Annotated in this window: 20 protein-coding genes; 9 read left to right on the top strand and 11 right to left on the bottom strand. The window is 67.8% G+C overall.

Translation table 11 applies throughout. The features are described from left to right. Window positions 1-5: 5 nt before the first annotated feature. From HLA95_RS20160 to HLA95_RS20140, 5 genes are all read right to left on the bottom strand, one after another. Window positions 6-1,010 (bottom strand): S1C family serine protease, encoded by a 1,005-nt coding sequence (locus tag HLA95_RS20160; protein ID WP_222184326.1) that lies wholly within the window; start codon window positions 1,008-1,010, stop codon window positions 6-8. 84 nt (window positions 1,011-1,094) lie between these two features. Continuing rightward, window positions 1,095-1,652, bottom strand: a complete 558-nt coding sequence (gene aroQ / locus HLA95_RS20155; protein ID WP_191058766.1) for a gamma subclass chorismate mutase AroQ — start codon at window positions 1,650-1,652, stop codon at window positions 1,095-1,097. Between the two features lie 12 nt (window positions 1,653-1,664). After that, window positions 1,665-2,762: a redox-regulated ATPase YchF gene (gene ychF / locus HLA95_RS20150; RefSeq protein ID WP_191058767.1), complete on the bottom strand. Its 1,098-nt coding sequence runs from the start codon at window positions 2,760-2,762 to the stop codon at window positions 1,665-1,667. Between the two features lie 81 nt (window positions 2,763-2,843). Further along, window positions 2,844-4,997: a PAS domain-containing protein gene (locus HLA95_RS20145; protein WP_191058768.1), complete on the bottom strand. Its 2,154-nt coding sequence runs from the start codon at window positions 4,995-4,997 to the stop codon at window positions 2,844-2,846. Next, window positions 4,948-6,450: an ATPase domain-containing protein gene (locus tag HLA95_RS20140; protein WP_191058769.1), complete on the bottom strand. Its 1,503-nt coding sequence runs from the start codon at window positions 6,448-6,450 to the stop codon at window positions 4,948-4,950. Before HLA95_RS20140 ends, HLA95_RS20145 begins: the two co-directional genes overlap by 50 nt. 166 nt (window positions 6,451-6,616) lie before the next feature. Between HLA95_RS20140 and HLA95_RS20135 the strand changes: the two genes are divergently transcribed. Beyond that, window positions 6,617-7,498, top strand: coding sequence for a polyphosphate kinase 2 family protein (locus tag HLA95_RS20135; protein WP_191058774.1), 882 nt, complete (start codon window positions 6,617-6,619; stop codon window positions 7,496-7,498). Between the two features lie 526 nt (window positions 7,499-8,024). Next, on the top strand, window positions 8,025-8,957 hold the full coding sequence (locus HLA95_RS20130; protein ID WP_191058770.1) for a hypothetical protein: 933 nt from the start codon (window positions 8,025-8,027) through the stop codon (window positions 8,955-8,957). Window positions 8,958-9,065: 108 nt separating this feature from the next. Here HLA95_RS20130 and pth read toward each other — a convergent pair whose 3' ends face one another. From pth to HLA95_RS20115, 3 genes are all read right to left on the bottom strand, one after another. Then, window positions 9,066-9,698 carry an aminoacyl-tRNA hydrolase gene (gene pth, locus HLA95_RS20125; protein WP_191058771.1) on the bottom strand — a complete coding sequence of 211 codons (633 nt, stop codon included), beginning with the start codon at window positions 9,696-9,698 and terminating at the stop codon, window positions 9,066-9,068. 32 nt (window positions 9,699-9,730) lie between these two features. Then, window positions 9,731-10,315, bottom strand: coding sequence for a 50S ribosomal protein L25/general stress protein Ctc (locus tag HLA95_RS20120; protein WP_191058772.1), 585 nt, complete (start codon window positions 10,313-10,315; stop codon window positions 9,731-9,733). 87 nt (window positions 10,316-10,402) lie between these two features. After that, entirely contained in the window at window positions 10,403-11,335 is a 933-nt protein-coding gene (locus HLA95_RS20115; protein ID WP_191058773.1) for a ribose-phosphate pyrophosphokinase, read from the bottom strand. A gap of 221 nt (window positions 11,336-11,556) precedes the next feature. Here HLA95_RS20115 and HLA95_RS20110 point away from each other — a divergent pair, with 221 nt between their 5' ends. Further along, on the top strand, window positions 11,557-12,381 hold the full coding sequence (locus HLA95_RS20110) for an FkbM family methyltransferase (RefSeq protein ID WP_222184322.1): 825 nt from the start codon (window positions 11,557-11,559) through the stop codon (window positions 12,379-12,381). A 25-nt stretch (window positions 12,382-12,406) separates the two neighbouring features. On the opposite strand, the gene HLA95_RS20105 is transcribed toward HLA95_RS20110, so the two are convergent. Together HLA95_RS20105 and HLA95_RS20100 are read right to left on the bottom strand one after the other, a co-directional pair. Further along, window positions 12,407-13,195 (bottom strand): alpha/beta fold hydrolase, encoded by a 789-nt coding sequence (locus tag HLA95_RS20105; protein ID WP_191059251.1) that lies wholly within the window; start codon window positions 13,193-13,195, stop codon window positions 12,407-12,409. Between the two features lie 5 nt (window positions 13,196-13,200). Further along, window positions 13,201-14,427 carry a CaiB/BaiF CoA transferase family protein gene (locus HLA95_RS20100; RefSeq protein WP_191059252.1) on the bottom strand — a complete coding sequence of 409 codons (1,227 nt, stop codon included), beginning with the start codon at window positions 14,425-14,427 and terminating at the stop codon, window positions 13,201-13,203. Window positions 14,428-14,640: 213 nt separating this feature from the next. Here HLA95_RS20100 and HLA95_RS20095 point away from each other — a divergent pair, with 213 nt between their 5' ends. The 6 genes from HLA95_RS20095 (at window position 14,641) to HLA95_RS20070 (ending at window position 20,437) form a co-directional block, all read left to right on the top strand. Beyond that, window positions 14,641-15,126, top strand: a complete 486-nt coding sequence (locus HLA95_RS20095) for an SUF system Fe-S cluster assembly regulator (RefSeq protein WP_191059253.1) — start codon at window positions 14,641-14,643, stop codon at window positions 15,124-15,126. 27 nt (window positions 15,127-15,153) lie between these two features. Continuing rightward, the gene (gene sufB, locus HLA95_RS20090; protein ID WP_191059254.1) at window positions 15,154-16,599 is read left to right on the top strand and encodes a Fe-S cluster assembly protein SufB; all 1,446 of its coding nucleotides are present in this window, start codon (window positions 15,154-15,156) and stop codon (window positions 16,597-16,599) included. Window positions 16,600-16,664: 65 nt separating this feature from the next. After that, a complete protein-coding gene (sufC, locus tag HLA95_RS20085; protein WP_191059255.1) occupies window positions 16,665-17,435 on the top strand; it encodes a Fe-S cluster assembly ATPase SufC in 771 nt (256 codons plus the stop codon). After that, the gene (sufD, locus tag HLA95_RS20080; RefSeq protein WP_191059256.1) at window positions 17,432-18,772 is read left to right on the top strand and encodes a Fe-S cluster assembly protein SufD; all 1,341 of its coding nucleotides are present in this window, start codon (window positions 17,432-17,434) and stop codon (window positions 18,770-18,772) included. Before sufC ends, sufD begins: the two co-directional genes overlap by 4 nt. Window positions 18,773-18,777: 5 nt before the next feature. Further along, window positions 18,778-20,031 (top strand): aminotransferase class V-fold PLP-dependent enzyme, encoded by a 1,254-nt coding sequence (locus HLA95_RS20075; RefSeq protein ID WP_191059257.1) that lies wholly within the window; start codon window positions 18,778-18,780, stop codon window positions 20,029-20,031. A 10-nt stretch (window positions 20,032-20,041) separates the two neighbouring features. Next, window positions 20,042-20,437, top strand: a complete 396-nt coding sequence (locus HLA95_RS20070; protein ID WP_191059258.1) for an SUF system Fe-S cluster assembly protein — start codon at window positions 20,042-20,044, stop codon at window positions 20,435-20,437. A gap of 19 nt (window positions 20,438-20,456) precedes the next feature. Here HLA95_RS20070 and HLA95_RS20065 read toward each other — a convergent pair whose 3' ends face one another. Continuing rightward, window positions 20,457-21,446: a hypothetical protein gene (locus HLA95_RS20065; protein WP_191059259.1), complete on the bottom strand. Its 990-nt coding sequence runs from the start codon at window positions 21,444-21,446 to the stop codon at window positions 20,457-20,459. Between the last annotated feature and the right edge of the window lie 278 nt (window positions 21,447-21,724).

Here is a 21,724-nt window from a genome sequence, read left to right as displayed (position 1 = left end):
CGGCTTCAGCTTCGCGCCCGCAGCGCCACCTGCCGCTCGACGACCGCACCGTTGCGCAGCAGGCGGATCGGCACGTCGCGCCCGATCATCGAGGCGTCCAGGAGGCGGTGCAGGCGATCCACCGACGGGACCTGCATCCCGTCCAGGTCGACAATCAGGTCACCGGCCAGCAGGCCGGCCCGGTCAGCCGGGCTGCCGGGCTCCACCTGCGCCACCCGGACGCCGGTCTCGCCGAACAGGCCCAGCGCGAACACGATCCGGCGGGGCAGGGTCACGGTCTGCGCGGCAATGCCCAGATGAGCGCGGCGCACCCGGCCGTGCCGCAGGATCTCCTGGAGCACGAAGCGGGCCGTATCGATGCCGATGGCGAAGCACAGGCCCTGGGCGCCCATGATCGTCGCGGTGTTCACCCCGATCGCCCGGCCGCGCGAATCGACCAGCGGTCCGCCGGAATTGCCGGGGTTGAGGGCGGCATCGGTCTGGATCACGTCGTCGATCGAGCGGCCGGAGCGCGAACGCAGCGATCGCCCGAGCGCCCCCACCACGCCGGCGGTGACGCTGTGGTCGAAGCCCAGCGGGTTGCCGATCGCGAGTGCGAGCTGGCCGACCTTCAGGCCCGAGGTCGTGCCCAGCTCCACCGCGACCAGGCTGCTGCCATGGACCTGCACCACCGCGAGATCGGTGTCCGGATCGTCCCCGACCAGGTAGGCCACGTGGCGGCTGCCGTCCGGGAAGCCCACCCGGATGTCCTTGGCCCCGTTCACCACATGGCTGTTGGTCAGCATGTAGCCGTCCGGAGTCACCAGGAAGCCGGAGCCGGTGCCCTGCCCGGCGCTGCCCCGCACCTGCAGGTGCCCGACCGACGGCGCGACCCTGGCCGCCGCCGTCACCACCGCCTGCGAATAGGCGTCGAACAGGACGCCGTCGCCGTCCGCGGCACCGGGTCCCGGCAGCGGCGAGCTGTCCTGCGCTGCACCGTCATGGTGCAGCTCAACCAGGGATCGATCCATCCCCATCTCCTCCATCAGAGGATGAAGAAGTGGGCATCCATTCGCCCGGCTACAATGTACTGCCGGTGGCGCGCAAATCCGGCCTCAGCCGGGGCACGCGGTCCGTGCGGGACCGCCTTGTGCCGCGATCACGCCATCGGCCGCCACCTGCCAGGCCGCAGCATAGGACGCCAGTGCTTCCGGCACCGCCCGCAGCTCGCCGGCCCCGGCACATTCCCGCAGCGCCGGCGCCGCCGGCTTCAGGTTGCCGATGATGGCTTCGGTGGCACTGCCGATCGCCGGGCGCAGGACGGCCGCCAGGTCCGGCACATCGGTGAATTTGGCAGCCGCTTCTGCCTGCCACTGCTCGATCAGGGCGGACTGCACGAGCTTGGCGGCCTCGATCTGGGCGATGGCCACGCTGCGGACCACCTCCGGCGCCAAGCCGAGTTCCTGGCCCGCTGCCACGGCCCCTTCGACGACCCGCGCCTCCTGCGCCCGGTCTTCCACGGCGGCACCGCTGTTCCACTTGTGGCGGGCGACGTCCGGCATGGCGGCAAGGCGCTCGGCCATCGCCGCCTTGAGCAGGGCCAGCGGCGTGTCCGCCAGCGCTGCGCCGGGCAGGGCGAGCAGAACCGCAGCGGCGACCGGGATCAGGCGCATCGGGAGTGCTCGTCAGACGTTGAAGCGGAAATGGCAGACGTCGCCGTCCTTCACGACGTATTCCTTGCCCTCCAGCCGCATCTTGCCGACCTCCTTGGCCTTCTGCTCGCCGCCCAGCGTGACATAGTCGTCGAAGGCGATGATCTCGGCGCAGATGAAGCCGCGCTGGAAGTCGGTGTGGATCTCGCCGGCGGCCTCCGGGGCGGTGGCACCGCGGTGGGTGGTCCAGGCCCGCGCCTCCTTGGGGCCGACCGTGAAGAAGGTGAGCAGGCCCAACAGGTCGTGGCCGGCCCGGATCACCTTGTTCAGGCCGGGCTCGTCCAGGCCGAGCGTCTGGAGATATTCCGCCGACTCCTCGTCGTTCAGCTGCGCCAGCTCCGCCTCGATCGAGGCCGAGATCACCACCGAGCCGGCATCGTGCTTGGCGACCTCGGCGGCGACCTTTGCGCTGTGGGCGTTGCCGGTGGCAGCGCTCGCCTCCTCGACGTTCAGCACATAGAGCACCGGCTTGGCGGTGATGAGCTGGAAGCCGCGGGCCAGCGCCCGCTCGTCCTCGCTGAGATCGATCGAGCGGACCTGGATGCCGTCGCCGATCGAGGGGAGCAGCTTCTCGGCCAGTGCGAGCCGCTCCTTCGCCTCCTTGTCGTTGCCCTTGGCACGCTTGGCCAGGGCATCGCGCTGCCGCTCCAGGCTCTCCAGGTCGGCCAGCAGCAGCTCGGTCTCGATCAGCTCCAGGTCGCGTAGGGGGTCGACCCCACCCTCGACATGGGTGACGTCGTCGTCCTCGAAGCAGCGCAGCACATGGAGGATCGCGTCGACCTCGCGGATGGCACCCAGGAACTGGTTGCCCAGCCCCTCGCCCTTGGAGGCGCCGCGTACCAGCCCGGCGATGTCCTTGATCTCGAGCTGGGTGGGGATGGTCTTCGCCGACTTCGCGATCGCCGCCAGCTGCTCCAGCCGCGGATCGGGCACCGGCACGCGGCCGGTGTTGGGTTCGATCGTGCAGAACGGATAGTTGGCCGCAGCCGCCGCCGCGGTCTTGGTCAGCGCGTTGAACAGCGTCGACTTGCCGACATTCGGCAGGCCGACGATCCCGCAATTGAAGCCCATGATCGTCCAGGAGATGCGAAAGGGGTCCGAGTTCCCGGGGTTCTACCCGGGAAGCCGTGGTTAGGCGAGCGTCTGACGCACTCAGCCGGCCGGGCGGCCGTCCAGCATGTCACGCACCTTGGCCGCCAGCACATCGACGCTGAACGGCTTGGTGATCATCGCCATGCCGGTGCCGAGAAAACCGGAGCGGATCGCGGCATTCTCGGCATAGCCGGTGATGAACAGGATCGGCAGGTCCGGCCGGTCCTGCCGGGCGATCTCCGCGAGCTGCCGGCCGTTCATGCCCGGGAGACCCACGTCCGAGATCATCATCGCCAGCGGGCGGGGTGAGCGGAGGATCGCCATGGCCGCCTGGGCCTCGGCGGCCTCGATGGCGCGGTAGCCGAGCTCGTGCAGCAGATCGGTGGTCAGCATGCGCACCGAGGCGTCGTCCTCGACGAGCAGGATCGTCCAGCCGGGTGCTGGCGGCATCGTGGCCTCGGCTGGGGCAGGAGCCTCCTCCGCCACGGCCTCGGCAGCCGCGGGCAGGTAGATCGTGACGGCCGTGCCTCGTCCGAGCTGGGTGTCGATCCGGACCTGGCCGTCGCTCTGCTGGGCAAAGCCGTACACCATCGACAGGCCGAGCCCGGTACCCTGCCCGATCGGCTTGGTCGTGAAGAACGGGTCGTAGACCTTGTCCAGCAGCTCCGGGGCGATCCCGACGCCGGTGTCGGACACTGTCAGGGCCAGGTAGCGGCCAGGCTCGAGCCCCGGCCGCTCGGCTGCCGCGTCCGTCCCGACGACGACCTCGCGCGTCCCGATCGTGAGGCTGCCGCCTTCCGGCATGGCGTCCCGCGCATTGATCGTGAGGTTGAGGGTCGCGTTCTCGAGCTGGTTGGCATCCACGACCGCAGGCGGAAGATCGTGGCCCAGCACCATCTCGAGGCTGATCTGCTCGTTGAGCGTGCGCCCGATCAGCTCCTCCAGCGAGCCGATGAGCCGGTTGATGTCGACCGGCTTCGGGTCCAATGACTGCCGGCGGGAAAAGGCGAGCAGCCGGTGGGTGAGATTGGCGGCCCGGCTGGCCGAGGCCAGGGCCGCATCCATGAACCGCTCGGCATCCTCCAGCCGGTTGGACCGGATCCGCCGCTTCAGCACATCGATCGAGCCGATGATGCCGGTGAGCATGTTGTTGAAGTCGTGGGCGATGCCGCCGGTGAGCTGGCCCACCGCCTCCATCTTCTGGCTCTGCCGGAGAGCTGCCTCCAGGCGCAGCCGGCTGGCCATCTCCTCCTCGAGCGCCGCGGTCCGCTCGCGCACCCGCGCCTCCAGCGTGGCTGCCGCGTCCCGCAGCGTCTCGGCCGCCTGCTTGCGCTCCGTGACGTCCAGGGCGAACACGTAGAAGCCGTCGACCTCGCCAGTACCATTCCTGCGCGGGAGGTAGCGGATGTCCGCGTCGCGCCGCCGGCCATCCCGATGCGGCCAGGGCAGCTCCAGATAGGTCGGCTCACCCGCGAGGGCACGCTCGATCGCCGCCTGCCGGGCCTCCAGGCCCTCCGATCCGATCACTTCCAGCACGCTCCTGCCGACCACCTCCTCCGGCGGGCGGTAGACCCAGTCCTGGTAGGCGCGGTTGGCGAAGCGATAGATCAGGCCGCGGTCGACGAACGCGATCAGCACCGGCAGCGAGTCCGCGACCAGCCGCATTTCCGTCTCGCTGGCGCGCAGGGCGGCTTGGCTTTCGCGCAGCGCACGCTCGCTCTCGGCCAGCTGGACCAGGTGGTCGCGCAGGTCGAACTGCTTTTGCCGTGCGCGCATGGCCCAGGCGACCGTACTGAGCAACGAGGCGGCACCGATCGGCCGCTCCAGCACGACGACATTGACCGCCGCCGGAGGCAGCCGTGCCCGCGCCAGCTCCGCGCGGGACTGCCGGGGGGCATTATTGGGTGCTGTCAGCAGCACGATCGGCACCTCGGACCAGGTAGGCTGCTCCGCCAGGGCCGCCTGGAGCGGGTTCAGGTCCCCTTTCAGTGCCTCCTCGGTCAGCAGCACCAGGCCGACATGATCGTCCAGATGCCCCGCGAGTTCGCCGATGTCCGCGCAAGGCAGCGCCTCGTAGCCGTGGCGCTGGAGCAGTTCCGCGATGGTCGAGGCGTCCCTGCCGAATGGTGCCGCTATGAGGACGCGGTGGCCGTCCCGGACGGTTCTATCCGCCACTGTCGCGGTCTTGCATGAGCGGATCCCCGGCGCCGACATATTCCGGAGTGCCGCTCAGCACGCCCCTGAATTCGGTCAGGGGTGTGCCGACGCGCAGCCCCTGAGCATCGATGCGCAGCTCGCGGATCGCGTCCTCGTGGGAGCCGCCCCGGTTCTTGATGACGGAGACTGCCTTGCGGATCCGGCCACCCGCCTCGAAGAAGCGCAGGAGGATGACGGCATCGGCGATGTGGGAAACGTTGAGGCCGCCGGTCGACGTGGTGCCCATCAGGCCCGCCTGCGGGTTGAGCAGGAAGGTCACCACGCCGCGCTGGTTCAGGTAGGAGAGCAGCTCGTGGATCTGCAAGATCAGCTGCTGCTCCTGCGGCATGGCGGACAGATAGCCGCTCAGACTGTCGATCACGACCATCCGGCACTCCTGGAGCTCGACGTCACGGCGGACGATCGCGCTGAACTCGCCCGGGGACAATTCGGCCGGATCGACCTGCCGGATCATCAGCCGGCCCGCTTCCATCTGCTCGTGCAGATCCAGGCCCATGGCCCTGGCGCGCACGATCATCGTGCCGACCCGCTCGTCGAACTCGTAGATGACGCAGCGCTCGCCGCGCCGACAGGCAGCCATGATGTATTGGAGGGTGATGGTCGTCTTGCCGACACCGGCCGGGCCGGTAATGAGCGTGCTGGTGCCGCGCAACGGGCCTCCGCCCAGCAGCCTATCGAGCTCCGGCACGCCGCTCCCCACGGGCTCGCCCACGAACGGCAGATGGTGCCTGAGGGCGATCAGCCGGGGGAATACCTCGATCCCGCCGGTGCGGATGACCAGGTCATGATAGCCCGCGACGAAGTCGATGCCGCGCATCTTCTGGACCTGCAGGCGACGGCGGGCCGCCCCGAACTCGAGCGTCAGGCGTTCGAGCGTGATCACGCCATGGCACAGGCTGTGGAGCTGCTTGTCTTCTCTGCCGGCTGACCCGGCCAGATCATCCACGAACAGGACAGTGATGCCGCGGCCGGCGAAGTACTGCTTGAGCGCCAGGAGCTGCCGGCGAAAGCGCAGGGGGTCGTGGGCCAGCAGCCGCATCTCCGACAGGCTGTCGAACACCACCCGCTTGGGGCTGCTGCGCTCCACCTGCTCGATGATCAGATCGATCGTCTCGCCCAGCTCCACTTCCCAGGGATGCAGCACCGACTGCTCGCGACCCCGGCCGAGCACCTGCTCGGCCAGGGACAGGTCGAACAGCTGGATGCCGGAAAGATCCCAGCCATGGGATTCCGCCACCGCGGTCAGTTCCTGGATGGTCTCGGACAGGGTGACGTAGAGCGTCGATTCACCCCGCCGCACGCCTGCCATGAGGAACTGCATGGCCAGGGTCGTCTTGCCGGAACCGGGCGTCCCTTCGAGCAGATAGACCCTGCCTGGCGTCAACCCGCCGCCGAGAACCGCATCGAGGCCATCGTTGCCGAAGGGAATGCGCTTTGCGGCATCCGTCATGCAGGCCAACCCATCCTATCCGCGCCGCTCATGGCAACGCCGGTCTCGTAACTCTTGCGCGGGCACGGCGAAAGCCATGCAGTGCGCTGGCGTGGCTGCCCATCACCTTGCCAACCCTGCCCTCCGGCTCAACTCTTCTTCGGCATGGCGAGGAGAACCGGCGATGATGATGGATCTGGACAGGTTCCTGGCACCCTACCGGATCGAGGATGGCAAGCGGTTCTCCCTGAAGGACCACGACCCGGGCGACACCCATGAGCTCGGCATCGAGAAGAGCGCGGCGAAGGAATATCTGCGGCTGGGCATCGAGCGGCTGACCGAGCTGCAGGACATGCTCTACGCCCAGAACCGCTGGTCGGTGCTGCTGATCTTCCAGGCGATGGACGCGGCCGGCAAGGACAGTGCCATCAAGCACGTCATGTCCGGGGTCAACCCGCAGGGCGTGCAGGTCTTCTCGTTCAAGCGGCCGTCCGCGGAGGAGCTGGACCACGACTTCCTGTGGCGCTGCGCGCGCAACCTGCCCGAGCGCGGCCGGATCGGCGTGTTCAATCGCTCCTACTACGAGGAGGTGCTGGTGGTGCGGGTCCACCAGGAGATCCTCGCGAGTCAGCATCTCCCGCCCAGCCTGGTCGGCGAGCACATCTTCGGCGAGCGCCTGGAGGACATTGCCGGCTTCGAGCGCTACCTCGCCCGCCAGGGCACGCTGATCCTGAAATTCTTCCTGAACGTGTCGAAGGCCGAGCAGAAGAAGCGCTTCCTCAAGCGCCTGGACGATCCCGAGAAGCACTGGAAGTTCGAGGCGGGCGACCTCGCCGAGCGCAGGCACTGGGATGCCTACATGGACGCCTACCAGGAGGCGATCCGGGCCACCGCGACGCCCCAGGCACCCTGGTACGTGGTGCCCGCCGACAACAAGTGGTTCACCCGCCTGGTGGTGGCGGGTGCCATCGTCGACAGCATGCGCCGGCTCGACCTGCATTATCCCGAGGTAAGCGAGGCCGAGCGGGCGAAGTTCGCCGAGTATCGCCGGGCGCTCGAGGCGGAATAGGCACTGCGCGGGCCGGCGGAGCCGGGAACGGCGATCACGTTCGCCTGAAGTGTGGCGTGAGCTGACGACGCAGCAGGCTGCCCATGCACCGTCGGACAGGGCCAAGAGCCGGCTTTTCAGCCGGGTGCAAGCCTGCTGCTATATCCTTGGCTATATTCAGGCTTATCCAAATATATCCCTGAGTTATGTGATGGATATACTCAAGCAACCACAAGGTTAGCTTGCAGCTTTAGCAAACCAGCTTTATCCACACATTCACGCAAACCCAATGATTGCCTCCTCAAGAAAAATATTCGCCGGAGCCAACGAAACAGTTCCGCCAGATTTACCGTAGTCACCTGATCGTCCCGTGAAGTCCCGCAATTTCCAGGACAGCCGGCACGCGCCTCTGCAGATCAGCCAGAGCAGCAGGGCGTAGCCGCATCCAGGCAGGACCGGGGCCTGAGCCTTCGCTCACCAGCATCAGCCGACTTCGTCCAACGTGCGGCGGTAGCCGGCGCAAGCCCGCACCGCCTGGAGCAAAGCCATGTCCTGCAGGTCGCTCGCCGGCAGCTCGGCCATCATTCTGGCCGCCCTCGCCGCCGCATCCCCGGCAACGGCCCAGGTGCCGCCGCCGGAACTCGTCATCGAAGGCCCGATTGACGCGATCGGAGCCAACTCCATCACGGTGATGGGCATCGAGATCAACGTGCCGAGCGGGCGGGCCGACACGCCCACCGCCCTCGGCGTTCCGCTCGACAGCCTGAACGACCCGCTGCCCGGGCGGAGCCAGGGCTTCGTCGGCGGCACCGCGATCGTCACGGGCGGCAGCACGGGCGGCGTCGTCACGGCGACCGAGGTGTTCTCCGACGTCAACGAGAACGTGGTCGTGGGCGAGGTAACCTCGAACAACCCGCTGACGGTCAACCACTTGCCGGTCGTCAGGAGCACCAGCCCGGTCATCCCCGGCAGCGCGCCCATGAACGTCTTCGGCTTCCAGATCGACGAGAAGACCGTGGCCGTGGGCTCCCTGATCTCGATCGAGGGTTATCTGGGCTCCGAGAACGGGACCAGGCAGCTCTACTACCACACGCTGGAAGCCGATACCGGCGAGCCGGTGAACCGCAGCAGCAATGAGGTCAGCGTCACGCGCACCCAGTGCCGTGACCGCGCCGACGCAGGCAAGGATGAGCTGGAGGTGCAGGGCTGGGTGCATCGCGCCGGCCTGCCGAACCTCACCGGCACGCTGCCTGCCATTACCATCACCTATCCTGGCCTCACCACCGGCCGCAGGCCCACCAAGACCACGGGCACGGCCACGATCGTGCCGGTGGTCGATCCGGCCTCGCCGCAATATGCGCAGTACCGCTACCGTTCCTCCAACCGCAACCTCGACGGCTGCCCGCTCCGGATCAAGGTGTCCTGGCAGGGCGACGTCGACTCGGCGGTCTCGGAGGTCGATGTCGACGCAGCGCCCTGAGGCGTTGCGCGGCCAGCCAGCACTCCGTCGCCTCCGGGGGGAAGGGCGACGGAGTGCAGGCTCAATCCGTAACGGGCTTGGTCGGCACCAGACGGCCGGGCCCGCGGATCATTCGCCGGGGGGTCGTTCGGTGGCCGGTGCTGCCGGCCGGGCCGGCTTCTCGGGCTTGGGCGGTGCGGTCAGCAGCGCCACCCGGTTCATGAAGCCGGCATCGTCGCCGGCGGCAAGGATGGGCGCCGCGTCGGCCAGCGCGTCGAGCAGGGCCGCCAGCCAGGGCCGCTCCGCCTTGGCGAAGTCGCCCAGCACATGGCCCAGCACTTTTTCCTTGTGGCCGGGATGGCCGATCCCGATCCGCACGCGGCGATAGTCCGGCGTGCCCAGGCTGTCGCGGATCGAGCGCAGGCCGTTATGGCCCGCCACCCCGCCGCCCAGCTTCACCCGGACCTTGCCGGGTGCCAGGTCCAATTCGTCGTGGAACACCACGATGTCGGCCGGCGGGATCTTGTGGAAGCGCGCGGCCTCGGCCACGGCGTGGCCGGACAGGTTCATGAAGGTCTGCGGCATCAGCAGGAGGACGCGCTCGATGCCGAGCGTCGCATCCGCCACCCTGCCCTGCCATTTGCGCAGCCAGTTGGATGCGCGGTGGCGGGCAGCGATGGTTTCCAGCGCCATGAACCCGACATTGTGCCGGTGGTGCGCGTATTGGTCGCCCGGATTGCCGAGCCCGACGAAGAGCTTCATGTCCGCCTCGAGGGGCCCGGAATCCGCAAGGCTCAGGCCTCCGGAGCGACCGTCGGCGGGACGATTGAGCAGACCGTGAAGTCGCGATCCGTGATGGTCGGCGTGACACCCTGCGGCAGGGTCACCTCGCTGATATGCACGGTGTCGCCGATCTCGCGGCCGGTCAGGTCGACCTCGATGACGTCCGGGATCGCATCGGCCGGGGCATGCACCTCGATCGCGCGGCGCACGATGTTGAGCGTGCCGCCGACCTTGAGGCCCGGCGAGTTCGCCTCGTTCAGGAACACAACCGGCACCTCGACCACCACCGTGGCGTCCTTGCTGGCGCGGAAGAAGTCGACATGGAGCGGGTCGCTGGTGACGGGGTGGTACTGCGCCTCGCGCGGCAGCACCTGCACCTTGCGGCCGTCGCCGAAGTCGAGCGTCACGATCTGGCTGAAGAAGCTGCGCCGGCCGGCGACCTTCCGCAGCTCATTGTACACCAACGCGCACATCTCGGGCTCGCCGCCCGGCCCGTAGATGATCGCCGGCACCTTGCCTGCGCGGCGCAGGGCACGGGCCGGGCCCTTGCCATGGTTGGAGCGCGCCTCGGCGCTCAGGGTCAGGAAGTCACTCATCGCTCTGCACTCCGCCCCTCCGGCACCTCAGGCCCCATGCCCGGCCCCGGACAGGCCATCGAAAAAAGAACCAGACGAACTGGCCGGTCAGTCGAACAGGGAGCTGACCGAGGTCTCGCTGGAGATCCGCTTGATCGCCTCGCCCATGAACTGGGCGACCGAGACGACCCGGATCTTGTCGGTGACCCGGACCGCCTCGGTCGGCCGGATCGAATCGGTGATCACCAGGCGCTCCAGGTCGGAGGCCGCGATCCGCGCCACCGCCCCGGCACTCAGCACGCCATGGGTGCAATAGGCCTGGACGCTGCGGGCACCCTGCTTGAGCAGGGCGGTCGCGGCGTTGCACAGCGTGCCGCCCGAATCGACGATGTCGTCGACCAGGATGCAGCGCTTGCCGGCGACCTCGCCGATCACGTTCATGACCTCGGACGCACCCGGCTTCTCGCGGCGCTTGTCCACGATCGCGAGCTGGACGCCCATGCGCTTGGCGAAGCCCCGCGCCCGGCTGACCCCGCCCACGTCCGGCGAGACGATCACCAGGTCCTCGGTGCCGATATTGGCGATGATGTCCGGGACCATGATCGGGGTGGTGAACATGTTGTCCACCGGGATGTCGAAGAAGCCCTGGATCTGGGCCGCGTGCAATTCCAGGGTCAGCACCCGGTCGGCACCGGCCCGCGTGATCAGGTTTGCCACCAGCTTGGCCGAGATCGGCGTGCGGGGACCCGGCTTCCGGTCCTGCCTCGCATAGCCGAAATAGGGCACCACCGCGGTGATCCGCCGGGCCGAGGCACGCCGGAGCGCGTCGATGCAGACCAGCAGCTCCATCAGGTGGTCGTTGGCCGGGTAGCTGGTCGACTGGACGATGAACACGTCCTCGCCGCGGACGTTCTCGTGGATCTCGACCCACACCTCCATGTCGGCGAAGCGCTGGACGCTCGCGGAGGTCAGGGGCATCCGCAAGGACGCGGCGATCGCCTCGGCGAGCGGGCGATTGCTGTTGGCGGCGACGATCTTCATGAACCAGGAACCTCGGGCCTCGGACGTCCAGCCCCGTCCGGCGAGCGCGGCCCCAATAGCACCGCGAGGCCGATCGGTGAAGGGCGGGTGTGCATGTTCCTTTCGCAGTTGCAGCATGAGCAGGACGCATTCCGGCCTTGACGATGCCGAGCCGCCATCGCCAAGGGGGCCTGCTGCTGGTGTCAGGCGGCACCTGCGGCAGCAACCCCTTGGAGACGGGCATGACCGGCCGATCCGCTCTGTTGACCAGGCTCCGGCGGGCCGCGGTCGCGTTTCGCGACGAGCCGCCGGCACCGCGCACGCCGGCGCCGGCCGCGGCTCCGGCAGCCCCGGCCCTGTCCCGCCAGGCGATGCTGGCGCACCCGACCTCGCTCGCCTCGGCCCTGGTGCGCCTGCGCGCCAATGTCGACGAGATCGGCACGCTGGTCTGCCTGGGCTCCGGCAAGGGCGACGATGCCCTGTCCTTCGTCGAGCACTGGCCGGGGGCCCGGGTCCTGCTGATCGACATGGACGAGAGCTTCCGCCCGGTCTGGGACGGCCTGGCCCGGAAGCTGCCGGGCCTGGTGGGCGAGGTCGCAGCGCTGGCCGAGCATGACGGCGAGATCGGCATGCTCAAGACCGACCGGACCGGCGGCATCGCGCTGGAGGGTGCGACCGACCCCGATGCGAAGAAGATCCGCTCGGTCCGCCTCGACACGCTGATCGCCCAGCACGCCCTGCCGCCGCCCTATTTCCTGAAGTTCGACACGCATGGCGCGGAGCTGCCGATCCTGGCGGGGGCCGAGCAGACCCTGCGGCAGACCGCGATCCTCATGATGGAGTGCTACAACTTCAAGCTGGGCTTCGCCGGCGGCCGCAACCTGACCTTCGACGAGATGTCCTTGCACCTGAAGGGGCTGGGCCTGCGCCCGGCCGACCTGTGCGATCCGCTCTGGCGCCCAGGCGACGGGCTGCTCTGGCAGCTCCACTTGTTCTTCCTGCGCGCCGACCACCCGTGCTTTGCCAGCTCCAGCTACCGGGCGCCGGGGCGGCAGGCGGCAGGCTGAGGCCCGGGCGGCCGGTCAGGGGCGCTCAGGCCAGGAAGGCCGCGACCGCCTGTAGCACGTCCGCCTCCTGCTCACGGTGCGGGACATGCCCGCAGCGCGGCAGCAGCCGGACGGTCACCGGCCCGCCCGCCAGCGCCGCGATCCGCTCCGGGTGCCGGGCCGAGCCGTACTCGTCACCCTCCCCGTGGATTGCCAGGATCGGGCAGGATGCCGCGCGCAGCTCGGCATCGAGGTTCCAGCCGGCCCATTCGGGCGACAGCCATGTCCCGGTCCAGGCATCCAGGACCCATGCCGCCTTGGCGCCGTGATAGCGCTCCAGCCGTGCCATCTGCCCGGGCTGCGCGAACTGCCGCTGCGCTGCCCTGATTCCGGCGAGCGTGCGCTCCTCGACCAGGGCCTGGGCGGATTCGCTGATCACGCCCCGGCAGGTGCCGGAACGGGCAGAGGCAGCGGCGATCGCCATGCCGGCGCCGATGCTGTGGCCGAACGCGACGAACTCGCCGATGCCGAACCGGGCGAGCACGGCGGCAAGCCCGCCTTTCGCCTCCTCCAGGACGAAGCCTGGCCCGAGCCGGCCCGGATGCGGGTCGGATCTGCCGAAGCCCAGCCGGTCATAGGCGATGACCCGTCGCCCGGTCGCCGCCGCCAGCCGGCCGGGAAAGTTTCGCCAGAGCGCGACGCAGCCCAGGGAGTCGTGCAGCAGCACGATCGGCGGCCGGGCGGGGCCGGCATCCGGTACTGGCCAGCACCGTGCATGCAGCCGATCGTGCCCGGTCTCGACCCAGAATTCCGCACCCGCCGCGGCCGCGTCCATGCCCCCTAGCCGATGACGCCGTCGGCGCGCAGACCGGCCAGCTCGTCCGCCGACAGGGCCAGGCGCTCGGCCAGCACCTCGTCCGTGTCCTGGCCCAGCACGGGCGGGCCCTTCTCGTAGCGGACCGGGGTGGCGGAGAGGTGCAGCGGGTTGCCCAGCAACGGCACGGTGCCGGAAGCGGCCACGGCATGGGGCACGTCGACCTGCATGCCGCGCGCCTGCACCTGCGGGTCGGCGAATACGTCCGGCAGGGTGTTGACCGGGCCGCACGGCACGCCCAGCGCGCTGAGTTCGTCCACCCATTCCCGGATGGTACGGGTCGCCATCACCGGGGGCAGCAGGGCGTCCATCTCGGCACGATGGCGGACTCGCGCACGGTTGGTGGCGAAGCGCGGGTCGTCGGCCAGCTCCGGCAGGCCGGCCACCTGGCAGAAGCGGCGGAACTGGGTGTCGTTGCCGACCGCCAGGATCACGTGGCCGTCCTTCGCCTGATAGACCCGGTAGGGCACGATGTTGGGGTGCTGGTTGCCCAGCCGCGGCGGGGCCTTGCCCGAGACCAGGTAGTTGGTCGCCTGGTTGATCATGGTGGCGACCTGGGTGTCGAGCAGCGCCAGGTCGATCTGCTGGCCCTCGCCCGTCCGCTCGGCATGGCGCAGCGCCGCCAGGATGCCGGTGGCCGCGTACATGCCGCACATCACGTCGACGATCGCGACGCCGACCTTCATGGGCTCGCCGTCCGGCGCGCCGGTCACGCTCATCAGTCCGCCATGGCCCTGGGCCAGGTAGTCGTAGCCGGCACGGTCGCGATAGGGGCCGGTCTGGCCGAAGCCCGTGATCGAGCAGTAGACCAGGCTCGGGAACTCCTCCTTCAGCTGCTCATAGGCCAGGCCATAGCGGGCGAGCCCGCCGACCTTGAAGTTCTCGACCAGGACGTGGCAGTCGGCCAGCAGCCGGCGGACCAGGGCGGCACCTTCCGGGCGCGCGATGTCGATCGCCACCGAGCGCTTGTTGCGGTTGGCGCAGAGATAATAGGCGCTCTCGCCGGTATCGGCGCCGTTCTCGCCCGTGACGAAGGGCGGGCCCCATTTGCGCGTGTCGTCGCCCTCGCCCGGCCGCTCGATCTTGATCACGTCGGCGCCGAGGTCGCCCAGGAGCTGGGTGCAGCTGGGGCCCGCCAGGATCCGGCTGAGGTCGAGGACACGGACGCCGTCGAGCGGCAGGGGCTTGGACATGGGGCTCTGGATGCCTAGCTAGGGAGCACTGACGGCAGGACGCTCGCAGAACGGGGCGGCAGCCTCAAGCCGTGCCGGTCGTCCGGCGGATTCTTGGCCGCAGCCTGCGTCACGATCGCTTGACATCATCGCCGCAGACGCCAATTGAGCAGTGGAAACTGGACCGTTCCGGTCTGGAATGGTTCCGAGCTGCTTCCCTAGGTCTGGTAGAGCGTGATCCGACTGAGCCGCCTTGCCGATTATGGGATCGTGCTGACCACCCAGGTCGTACGCTATCCCGGCCGTCACTGGAGCGCGCCCGAGCTGGCCGCGGCGACCGGGATTCCCTTGCCCACGACCAGCAAGCTCCTCAAGACGCTGGTCCGTTCCGGGGTGCTGGTCAGCCATCGCGGGGCGCGCGGGGGCTACGGCCTGGCGGATGCCGGGCGGCGGGTATCGGTGGCGGAAGTGATCGAGGCGGTGGAAGGGCCGATCGCGATCACGAGCTGCCTGGACCCGAACGGCTCCGACTGCAGCCTCGATTCGGTGTGTCTGACCCGGACCAACTGGAACACCATCAACCGTGCCATCCGCGTGGCACTCGCGGCCGTATCCATCGAGGAGATGGCGACCGCGGTGCCCGAGGCCTTCATGGATGGCCACACGGACGACGAAGCGGGACGGAAGCAGGCGCGCCCGTCCGGACATCTTTCGGCCTGACGGCCGTATATCGGGAGATCGACATCCATGGCGACCGCGCTCGAGACGGTCCGTGAATATACCGGTGGCGAGTACAAGTACGGCTTCGTCACCGATATCGAGTCGGACATGGCGCCCAACGGTCTGAGCGAAGACGTCATCCGTCTGATCTCGGCCAAGAAGAACGAGCCGGAATGGCTCACCGAGATGCGTCTGGCCGCGTACCATCGCTGGCTGACCATGAAGGAGCCGACCTGGCAGAAGGTCGACTACGAGCCGATCGACTACCAGGCGATCAGCTACTATGCGGCGCCCAAGATCAAGGAGCGCCCGAAGAGCCTGGACGAGATCGACCCGGAGATCCTTCGCACCTACGAGAAGCTCGGGATTCCCATCAAGGAGCAGGAGATCCTGGCAGGCGTCGCGGTCGACTACGTGTTCGACAGCGTCTCGGTGGCCACGACCTTCCGCAAGAAGCTCCATGAGCTGGGGATCATCTTCTGCTCGATCTCCGAGGCGATCCAGGATCACCCGGAGCTCGTGCGCAAGTATCTGGGCAGCGTGGTCCCGGCCGGCGACAACTTCTTCGCCGCCCTGAACGCGGCCGTCTTCACCGACGGCAGCTTCGTCTACATTCCCAAGGGCGTGCGCTGCCCGATGGAGCTGTCCACCTATTTCCGCATCAACGAGAAGGGCACCGGCCAGTTCGAGCGGACCCTGATCATCGCGGACGAGGGCTCCTACGTCAGCTACCTGGAAGGCTGCACCGCACCTCAGCGCGACGAGAACCAGCTCCACGCCGCGGTGGTCGAGCTGATCACGCTCGACGATGCCGAGATCAAGTACTCGACCGTCCAGAACTGGTATCCGGGCGACGCCGAGGGCAAGGGCGGCATCTACAACTTCGTGACGAAGCGCGGTGCCTGCCGCGGCAAGAACAGCAAGATCAGCTGGACCCAGGTCGAGACCGGCTCGGCGATCACCTGGAAGTACCCGTCCTGCATCCTGCAGGGCGACAACTCGGTGGGCGAGTTCTACTCGGTCGCGGTGACCAACAACCGCCAGCAGGCCGACACCGGCACGAAAATGATCCATATCGGCAAGAACACCCGCTCGCATATCATTGCGAAGGGCATCTCCGCCGGTACCTCGGACAGCACCTATCGTGGCCTGGTGAAGATCCTGAAGTCGGCCGAGGGTGCCCGCAACTACACCCAGTGCGACTCGATGCTGATCGGCGACAAGTGCGGGGCGCACACCGTGCCCTATATCGAGGTGCGCAACCGCTCGGCCAAGTGCGAGCACGAGGCGACCACGTCCAAGATCTCGGACGACCAGCTCTTCTACTGCCGCCAGCGCGGCATCCCGGAGGAGGACGCCGTGGCGCTCATCGTCAACGGCTTCTGCCGCGAGGTGATGGACGAGCTGCCCATGGAGTTCGCAGTCGAGGCGCGCAAGCTGCTCGCGATCAGCCTGGAACACAGCGTCGGCTGACCGCCGGCTCCGCCTCTCACTGAACAAGTCGGGGGTGCCGCGGCACCCGATCGGATCAAGAAGTCATGCTCGAAATCAACAACCTGCACGCTACCATCGAAGGCGCGGACAAGCAGATCCTCCAGGGTCTCTCGCTGACCGTCCGGCCGGGCGAGGTCCATGCGATCATGGGCCCGAACGGCTCGGGCAAGAGCACGCTCGCCTATGTCCTGAGCGGCCGCGACGGCTACGAGGTTACCGAGGGCAGCGCCACGCTGGACGGCGAGGACCTGCTGGAGCTGGAGCCCGAGGAGCGGGCCGCGGCCGGCCTGTTCCTGGCCATGCAGTACCCGGTCGAGATCCCGGGCGTGTCGAACATGTACTTCCTGCGCCAGGCGATGAACTCGATCCGCAAGGCGCGGGGCGAGGATGAGATCTCGGCAGGCGCTTTCATGAAGCTGGTGAAGGAGCGCGCGGGGCTGCTGGGCGTCGGTCAAGAGTTGCTCAAGCGCGACGTCAACCGCGGCTTTTCCGGCGGCGAGAAGAAGCGCAACGAGATCCTGCAGCTCGCCATGCTGGAGCCGAAGATCGCGATCCTGGACGAGACCGACAGCGGCCTCGACATCGACGCGCTGCGCACGGTCGCCGACGGCGTGAACCGGATGCGCTCGCCCGAGCGCGGCTTTCTGATCATCACCCACTACCAGCGCCTGCTCGACTACATCGTGCCGGATCATGTCCACGTACTCGCCAAGGGGCGGATCCAGAAGAGCGGCGACCGCTCGCTGGCCCTGGACCTGGAGGAGCAGGGCTATGGCGGCGTGCTGGGCGCTGAGTTCGCCGAGGTCGTGGCATGAGTGCCCTGCGCAATCGTACCATCGAGCCGGTGCCGGCTTTCGCGGAGGCGCTGGAGCGCCTGCGCGGCGAGGCGGCCGGCAGTTCCGGCCGGGCGCTGGAGCAGCGCAACGCGGCCTTCGAGCGCTTCCAGGCCCTGGGCGTGCCGACCTCGCGCGTCGAGAACTGGAAGTACACCAACGCCGCCAGCTTCGCGAACCGCCCGTTCGCCCTGGCGCCGCGCGGCACGGTCGATTCCAGCCTCATCATCCCGCATTTCGCGGGCGGCCATAAGGCGCGCCGGCTGATCCTGGTGAACGGCCGCACCATTCCGCAGTTCAGCCATCTGGGCGGCCTGCCCGCCGGCATGACCGTGCGGCCGCTCGCCCAGGTCCTGGCCGAGACGCCGGAGCTGGTCGACCGGACCAGCGTCAACGACGAGCCGGAGCACAGCTTCGAGGCGCTGAACCGGGCGCTGGTCGAGGACGGTGCGTGGATCTCGCTGGAAGACGGCGTGGCGCTCGACGAGCCGCTCCAGGTCATCTCGATCCTCACCGAGGCCGAGAGCGCCTTCATGACCCATCCGCGTCACGTGATCCGGCTGGGCAAGGACGCGAAGCTCCGCCTGATCCTGACCACGGTGGCGCTGGGCCAGGCGGACAGCCTCATGAACCAGGTCGAGACGGTCGAGATCGCCGACGGGGCGGATCTCACCATCGACCGGACCCTCGAGCAGGGCCAGGGCCGCAGCGCCATCACCCGCTCGCGCTTCGTGCTGGGCAGCAGGTCGCGGCTGCAGCAGACCACCGCCTCGATCGGCGGCAGCCTGATCCGCCACGAGATGGAGGCCCGGCTGCGCGGCACCCATAGCGAGGCGATCCTGAACGGCCTGATGATGCCGCGCGGCACCGAGCACGTGGACACGCTGATCCGCATGCATCACGAGATGCCGGACTGCCAGTCGGACCAGTTCTACAAAACCGTGGCGGACGATCGCGGCCGTGCCGTGTTCGCCGGCAAGATCTTCGTGCACAAGGACGCGCAGCGCACCAACTCGTACCAGAAGAACGACAGCCTGCTGCTGTCGGACGATGCCGAGATCGACGCCAAGCCCGAGCTCGAGATCTATGCCGACGACGTGAAGTGCAGCCACGGCGCCACCTGTGGCGACCTGGATCCTGCCTCGCTGTTCTACCTGCGCTCGCGCGGGCTGGACGAGGCGCTGGCCCGCTCGATGCTGACCTTCGCGTTTACCGGCGAGGTGCTGGAGCGGATCGCGGACGAGAGCGTGGAGCATATCGTGCGCCGCATGATCCTGAGCCGGCTGCCGGGCGGCGAGCGGCTGGCCGAGCTGGGGTGAGCGACATGGCCACCGAGGTCCGGGCAGCGGGCGACACCCTCACCTTCGATCCGGACGCGGTGCGCGCCGCGTTCCCAATCCTCGGCCAGGAGATGAACGGCCGGCCGATGGTGTTCCTGGACAGCGGGGCCAGCACGCAGAAGCCCGAGGCGGTGATCACCGCCGAGGCCGAGTTCTACCGGCACGACTACGCGAACATCCATCGCGGCGTGTACGATCTCAGTCAGCGCGCCAGCGACGCGTTCGACGGCGCCAGGCGCAAGGTCCAGGCCTTCCTGGGTGCCGCCGACTGGCGCGAGATCGTGTTCACCCGCAACACGACCGAGGCGATCAACCTGGTGGCCTGGTCGTTCCTGGAGCCCCGGCTCCAGGCGGGCGACGAGATCCTGGTCACGACCATGGAGCACCACTCCAACATCGTGCCCTGGCAGCTCGTCGCCATGCGCCATGGCGCCAAGGTCGTGGCGGTGCCGATCACCGATGCGGGCGAGCTCGACCTGGCAGCGCTCAAGGAGATGATCGGGCCACGCACCAAGATGCTGGCCTGCACCTGGGTCTCCAACGTGCTGGGCACGGTCAACCCGGTCGCCGAGATCATCGAGATCGCCCATGCGGCGGGCGTGCCGGTGCTGCTCGACGCCGCCCAGGCGGTGCAGCACGTGGCGGTCGACGTCCAGGCGGTCGGCGCCGACTTCCTGGCCTTCTCCGCGCACAAGATCTACGGGCCGTCCGGCGTCGGCGTGCTCTACGGCAAGCGGGAGCACCTGGAAGCCATGCCGCCCTGGCAGGGTGGTGGGGGGATCGTGGACCGGGTGACCTTCGAGGGCACGACCTATGGCGAGATCCCGTTCCGCTTCGAGGCGGGCACGCCGGACATCGCCGGCGTCCATGGGCTGGGCATCGCCCTCGACTGGTTCGGCCAGTTCGACATCCGCGCGGTCGAGGCGCACGAGACCCGGCTGATGGCCGAGGCCCAGCGCGCCCTGCAGCAGATCCCGGGCCTGCATCCCCTGGGCGACCCACGGCACCGGACGGGTGCGCTGTCGTTCTGGGTGGACGGGCTGCACCACCAGGACGTGGGCGCCATGCTCGACCTGGACGGCATCGCCATCCGCACCGGCCATCACTGCGCCCAGCCTCTGCACCGGCGCTTCGGCCTGGAGGGCAGTGCCCGGGCCTCGTTCGGCATCTACAACAACGAGGCGGACGTCGCGGCGCTGGCGGACAGCCTGCGCTACATCGTGCGCAAGTATGGCTGAGGAAGCGGACATGGACGAGAAGACCGGCCTCGATCGCGCCGAAGCATTCCTTCAGGAAACGCCCGAGGACGCCGCCCAGCGCGCCCGCACCCTCGAGGTCGAGCAGCTCGGCAACCAGATCGTCGACACGCTGAAGACGATCTACGACCCCGAGATCCCGGTGAACATCTACGAGCTGGGGCTGATCTACAAGATCGACATCGAGGACGACAACCGGGTCATCGTGACGATGACCCTGACCTCACCGAGTTGCCCGGTCGCCGAATCGCTGCCGATCGAGGTGGAGAACAAGATCACCGCGCTCGAGAACATCCCCGGCTGCACGGTCGAGATCACCTGGGACCCGCCCTGGCATCCCTCGATGATGTCGGAAGAGGCCCAGCTCGAACTCGGCATGATCTACTGAGGCGGCCAGTCCGGGCACCTCAGATCTGGCGGAACAGCCGCCGCAGGTAGAAGGCTGCCCGGCTTGGTGACCAACCTAGCCGGTCAGCGCCATAGCCGAGGAGCCGCCAGTTCTCGGCCGCCAGTTGGACACTCCGCTCGATACGGACGGTCCGCAGATCAGTGCGTCCCATGGCTTGCAGTATTTCTCGCACCATCAGCCACTGCCCCCAGCAGTTGGGATGGATGCCATCGGGATGAATGGGATCGAGACGACTGCTTGCAAGACAGTAGTCACGCCATTCATCCATGCGGCGGTTGATGTCGATCAAGATGGTCCGGCCGGGAGGTTGCCCGCGCTTCCAATAAATGCTGTTGGCGGCCATCCGGATAGCGTCATTCGTCGATAGAGCTCGACCATCCGCGGTCCGATAGCGCCGATCATACTCCATGTCAGGGTACTGACCTCGAAATGGACGGTAATCGAACATCGTCATGAGGACGCAGGTAGCGTTCACCCGGTTGATCACCGCCTGCCGCCAATTGCGAACCTTGTGGAAGTAGGCGACCGGATCGGCGCCGTGCCTCCCGGCATCCTCAAACACGACGTAGTCGCCAGTGCGGATCGTGCCGTTCTCGACCAGGGTACGGACCATGGATGGATCGGCGCCACCCGCATAGCCGATGGCAAGCTGGTTCTGGCGATTCTCCATGGCCAGTTCACGCATGCAGGCCGCGATCGAATGCCAGGGGAAAAGCGGATGTCCCTGTACCAGCCTGAGGTCTCGTGGCTCATTGCCATTTCTTGTCGGATCTACCCTCTCCCCGTCCCAGAACTCGCCCAGTGCCCAGCCGCGCATGATGCTGTCACCGAACAGGTGACAGACCTTGCCGTAGCGGGCTCGGTTCTGAATGATCTCATGATAATACGGCTCCATCTCACCAGATTGAGCCAGAGCAATATTGGGAGTCAGATGAGATATTAGCGTGGCAGATGCGCCAGCGATAAACGAACGCCGTTTGAGCTGCATGATTCCGCCCTGGTAGCCCAGCAAACGCGCTTGAAGTCGCGATCCGCTGAGTTACTAGTGACGGAAACTTGTTAATAATTAGTTAACTGCACCTTGCAGCAGGAGCATCGGATTTCTGTTCTTTCTGCAGGCCTCGGCTATGCTGGTCTCTTGGCCGTTAGCAGTCGCATGGGCATCGTCATCATCTACATGATGTGCATCCATGTGTAGGGTTCGAACTCAATCAGCACCAGAATGCGATAACGGCGGCAAGGGCGACGGCCGAGGCGAAGTTGGCG

Source organism: Geminicoccus harenae, from assembly GCF_019800005.1.
GTDB classification, from domain to species: Bacteria; Pseudomonadota; Alphaproteobacteria; order Geminicoccales; family Geminicoccaceae; genus Geminicoccus; species Geminicoccus harenae.
The sequence above is the reverse complement of the archived record's forward strand: the minus strand, read 5'-3'. Positions and strand labels throughout refer to the sequence as shown.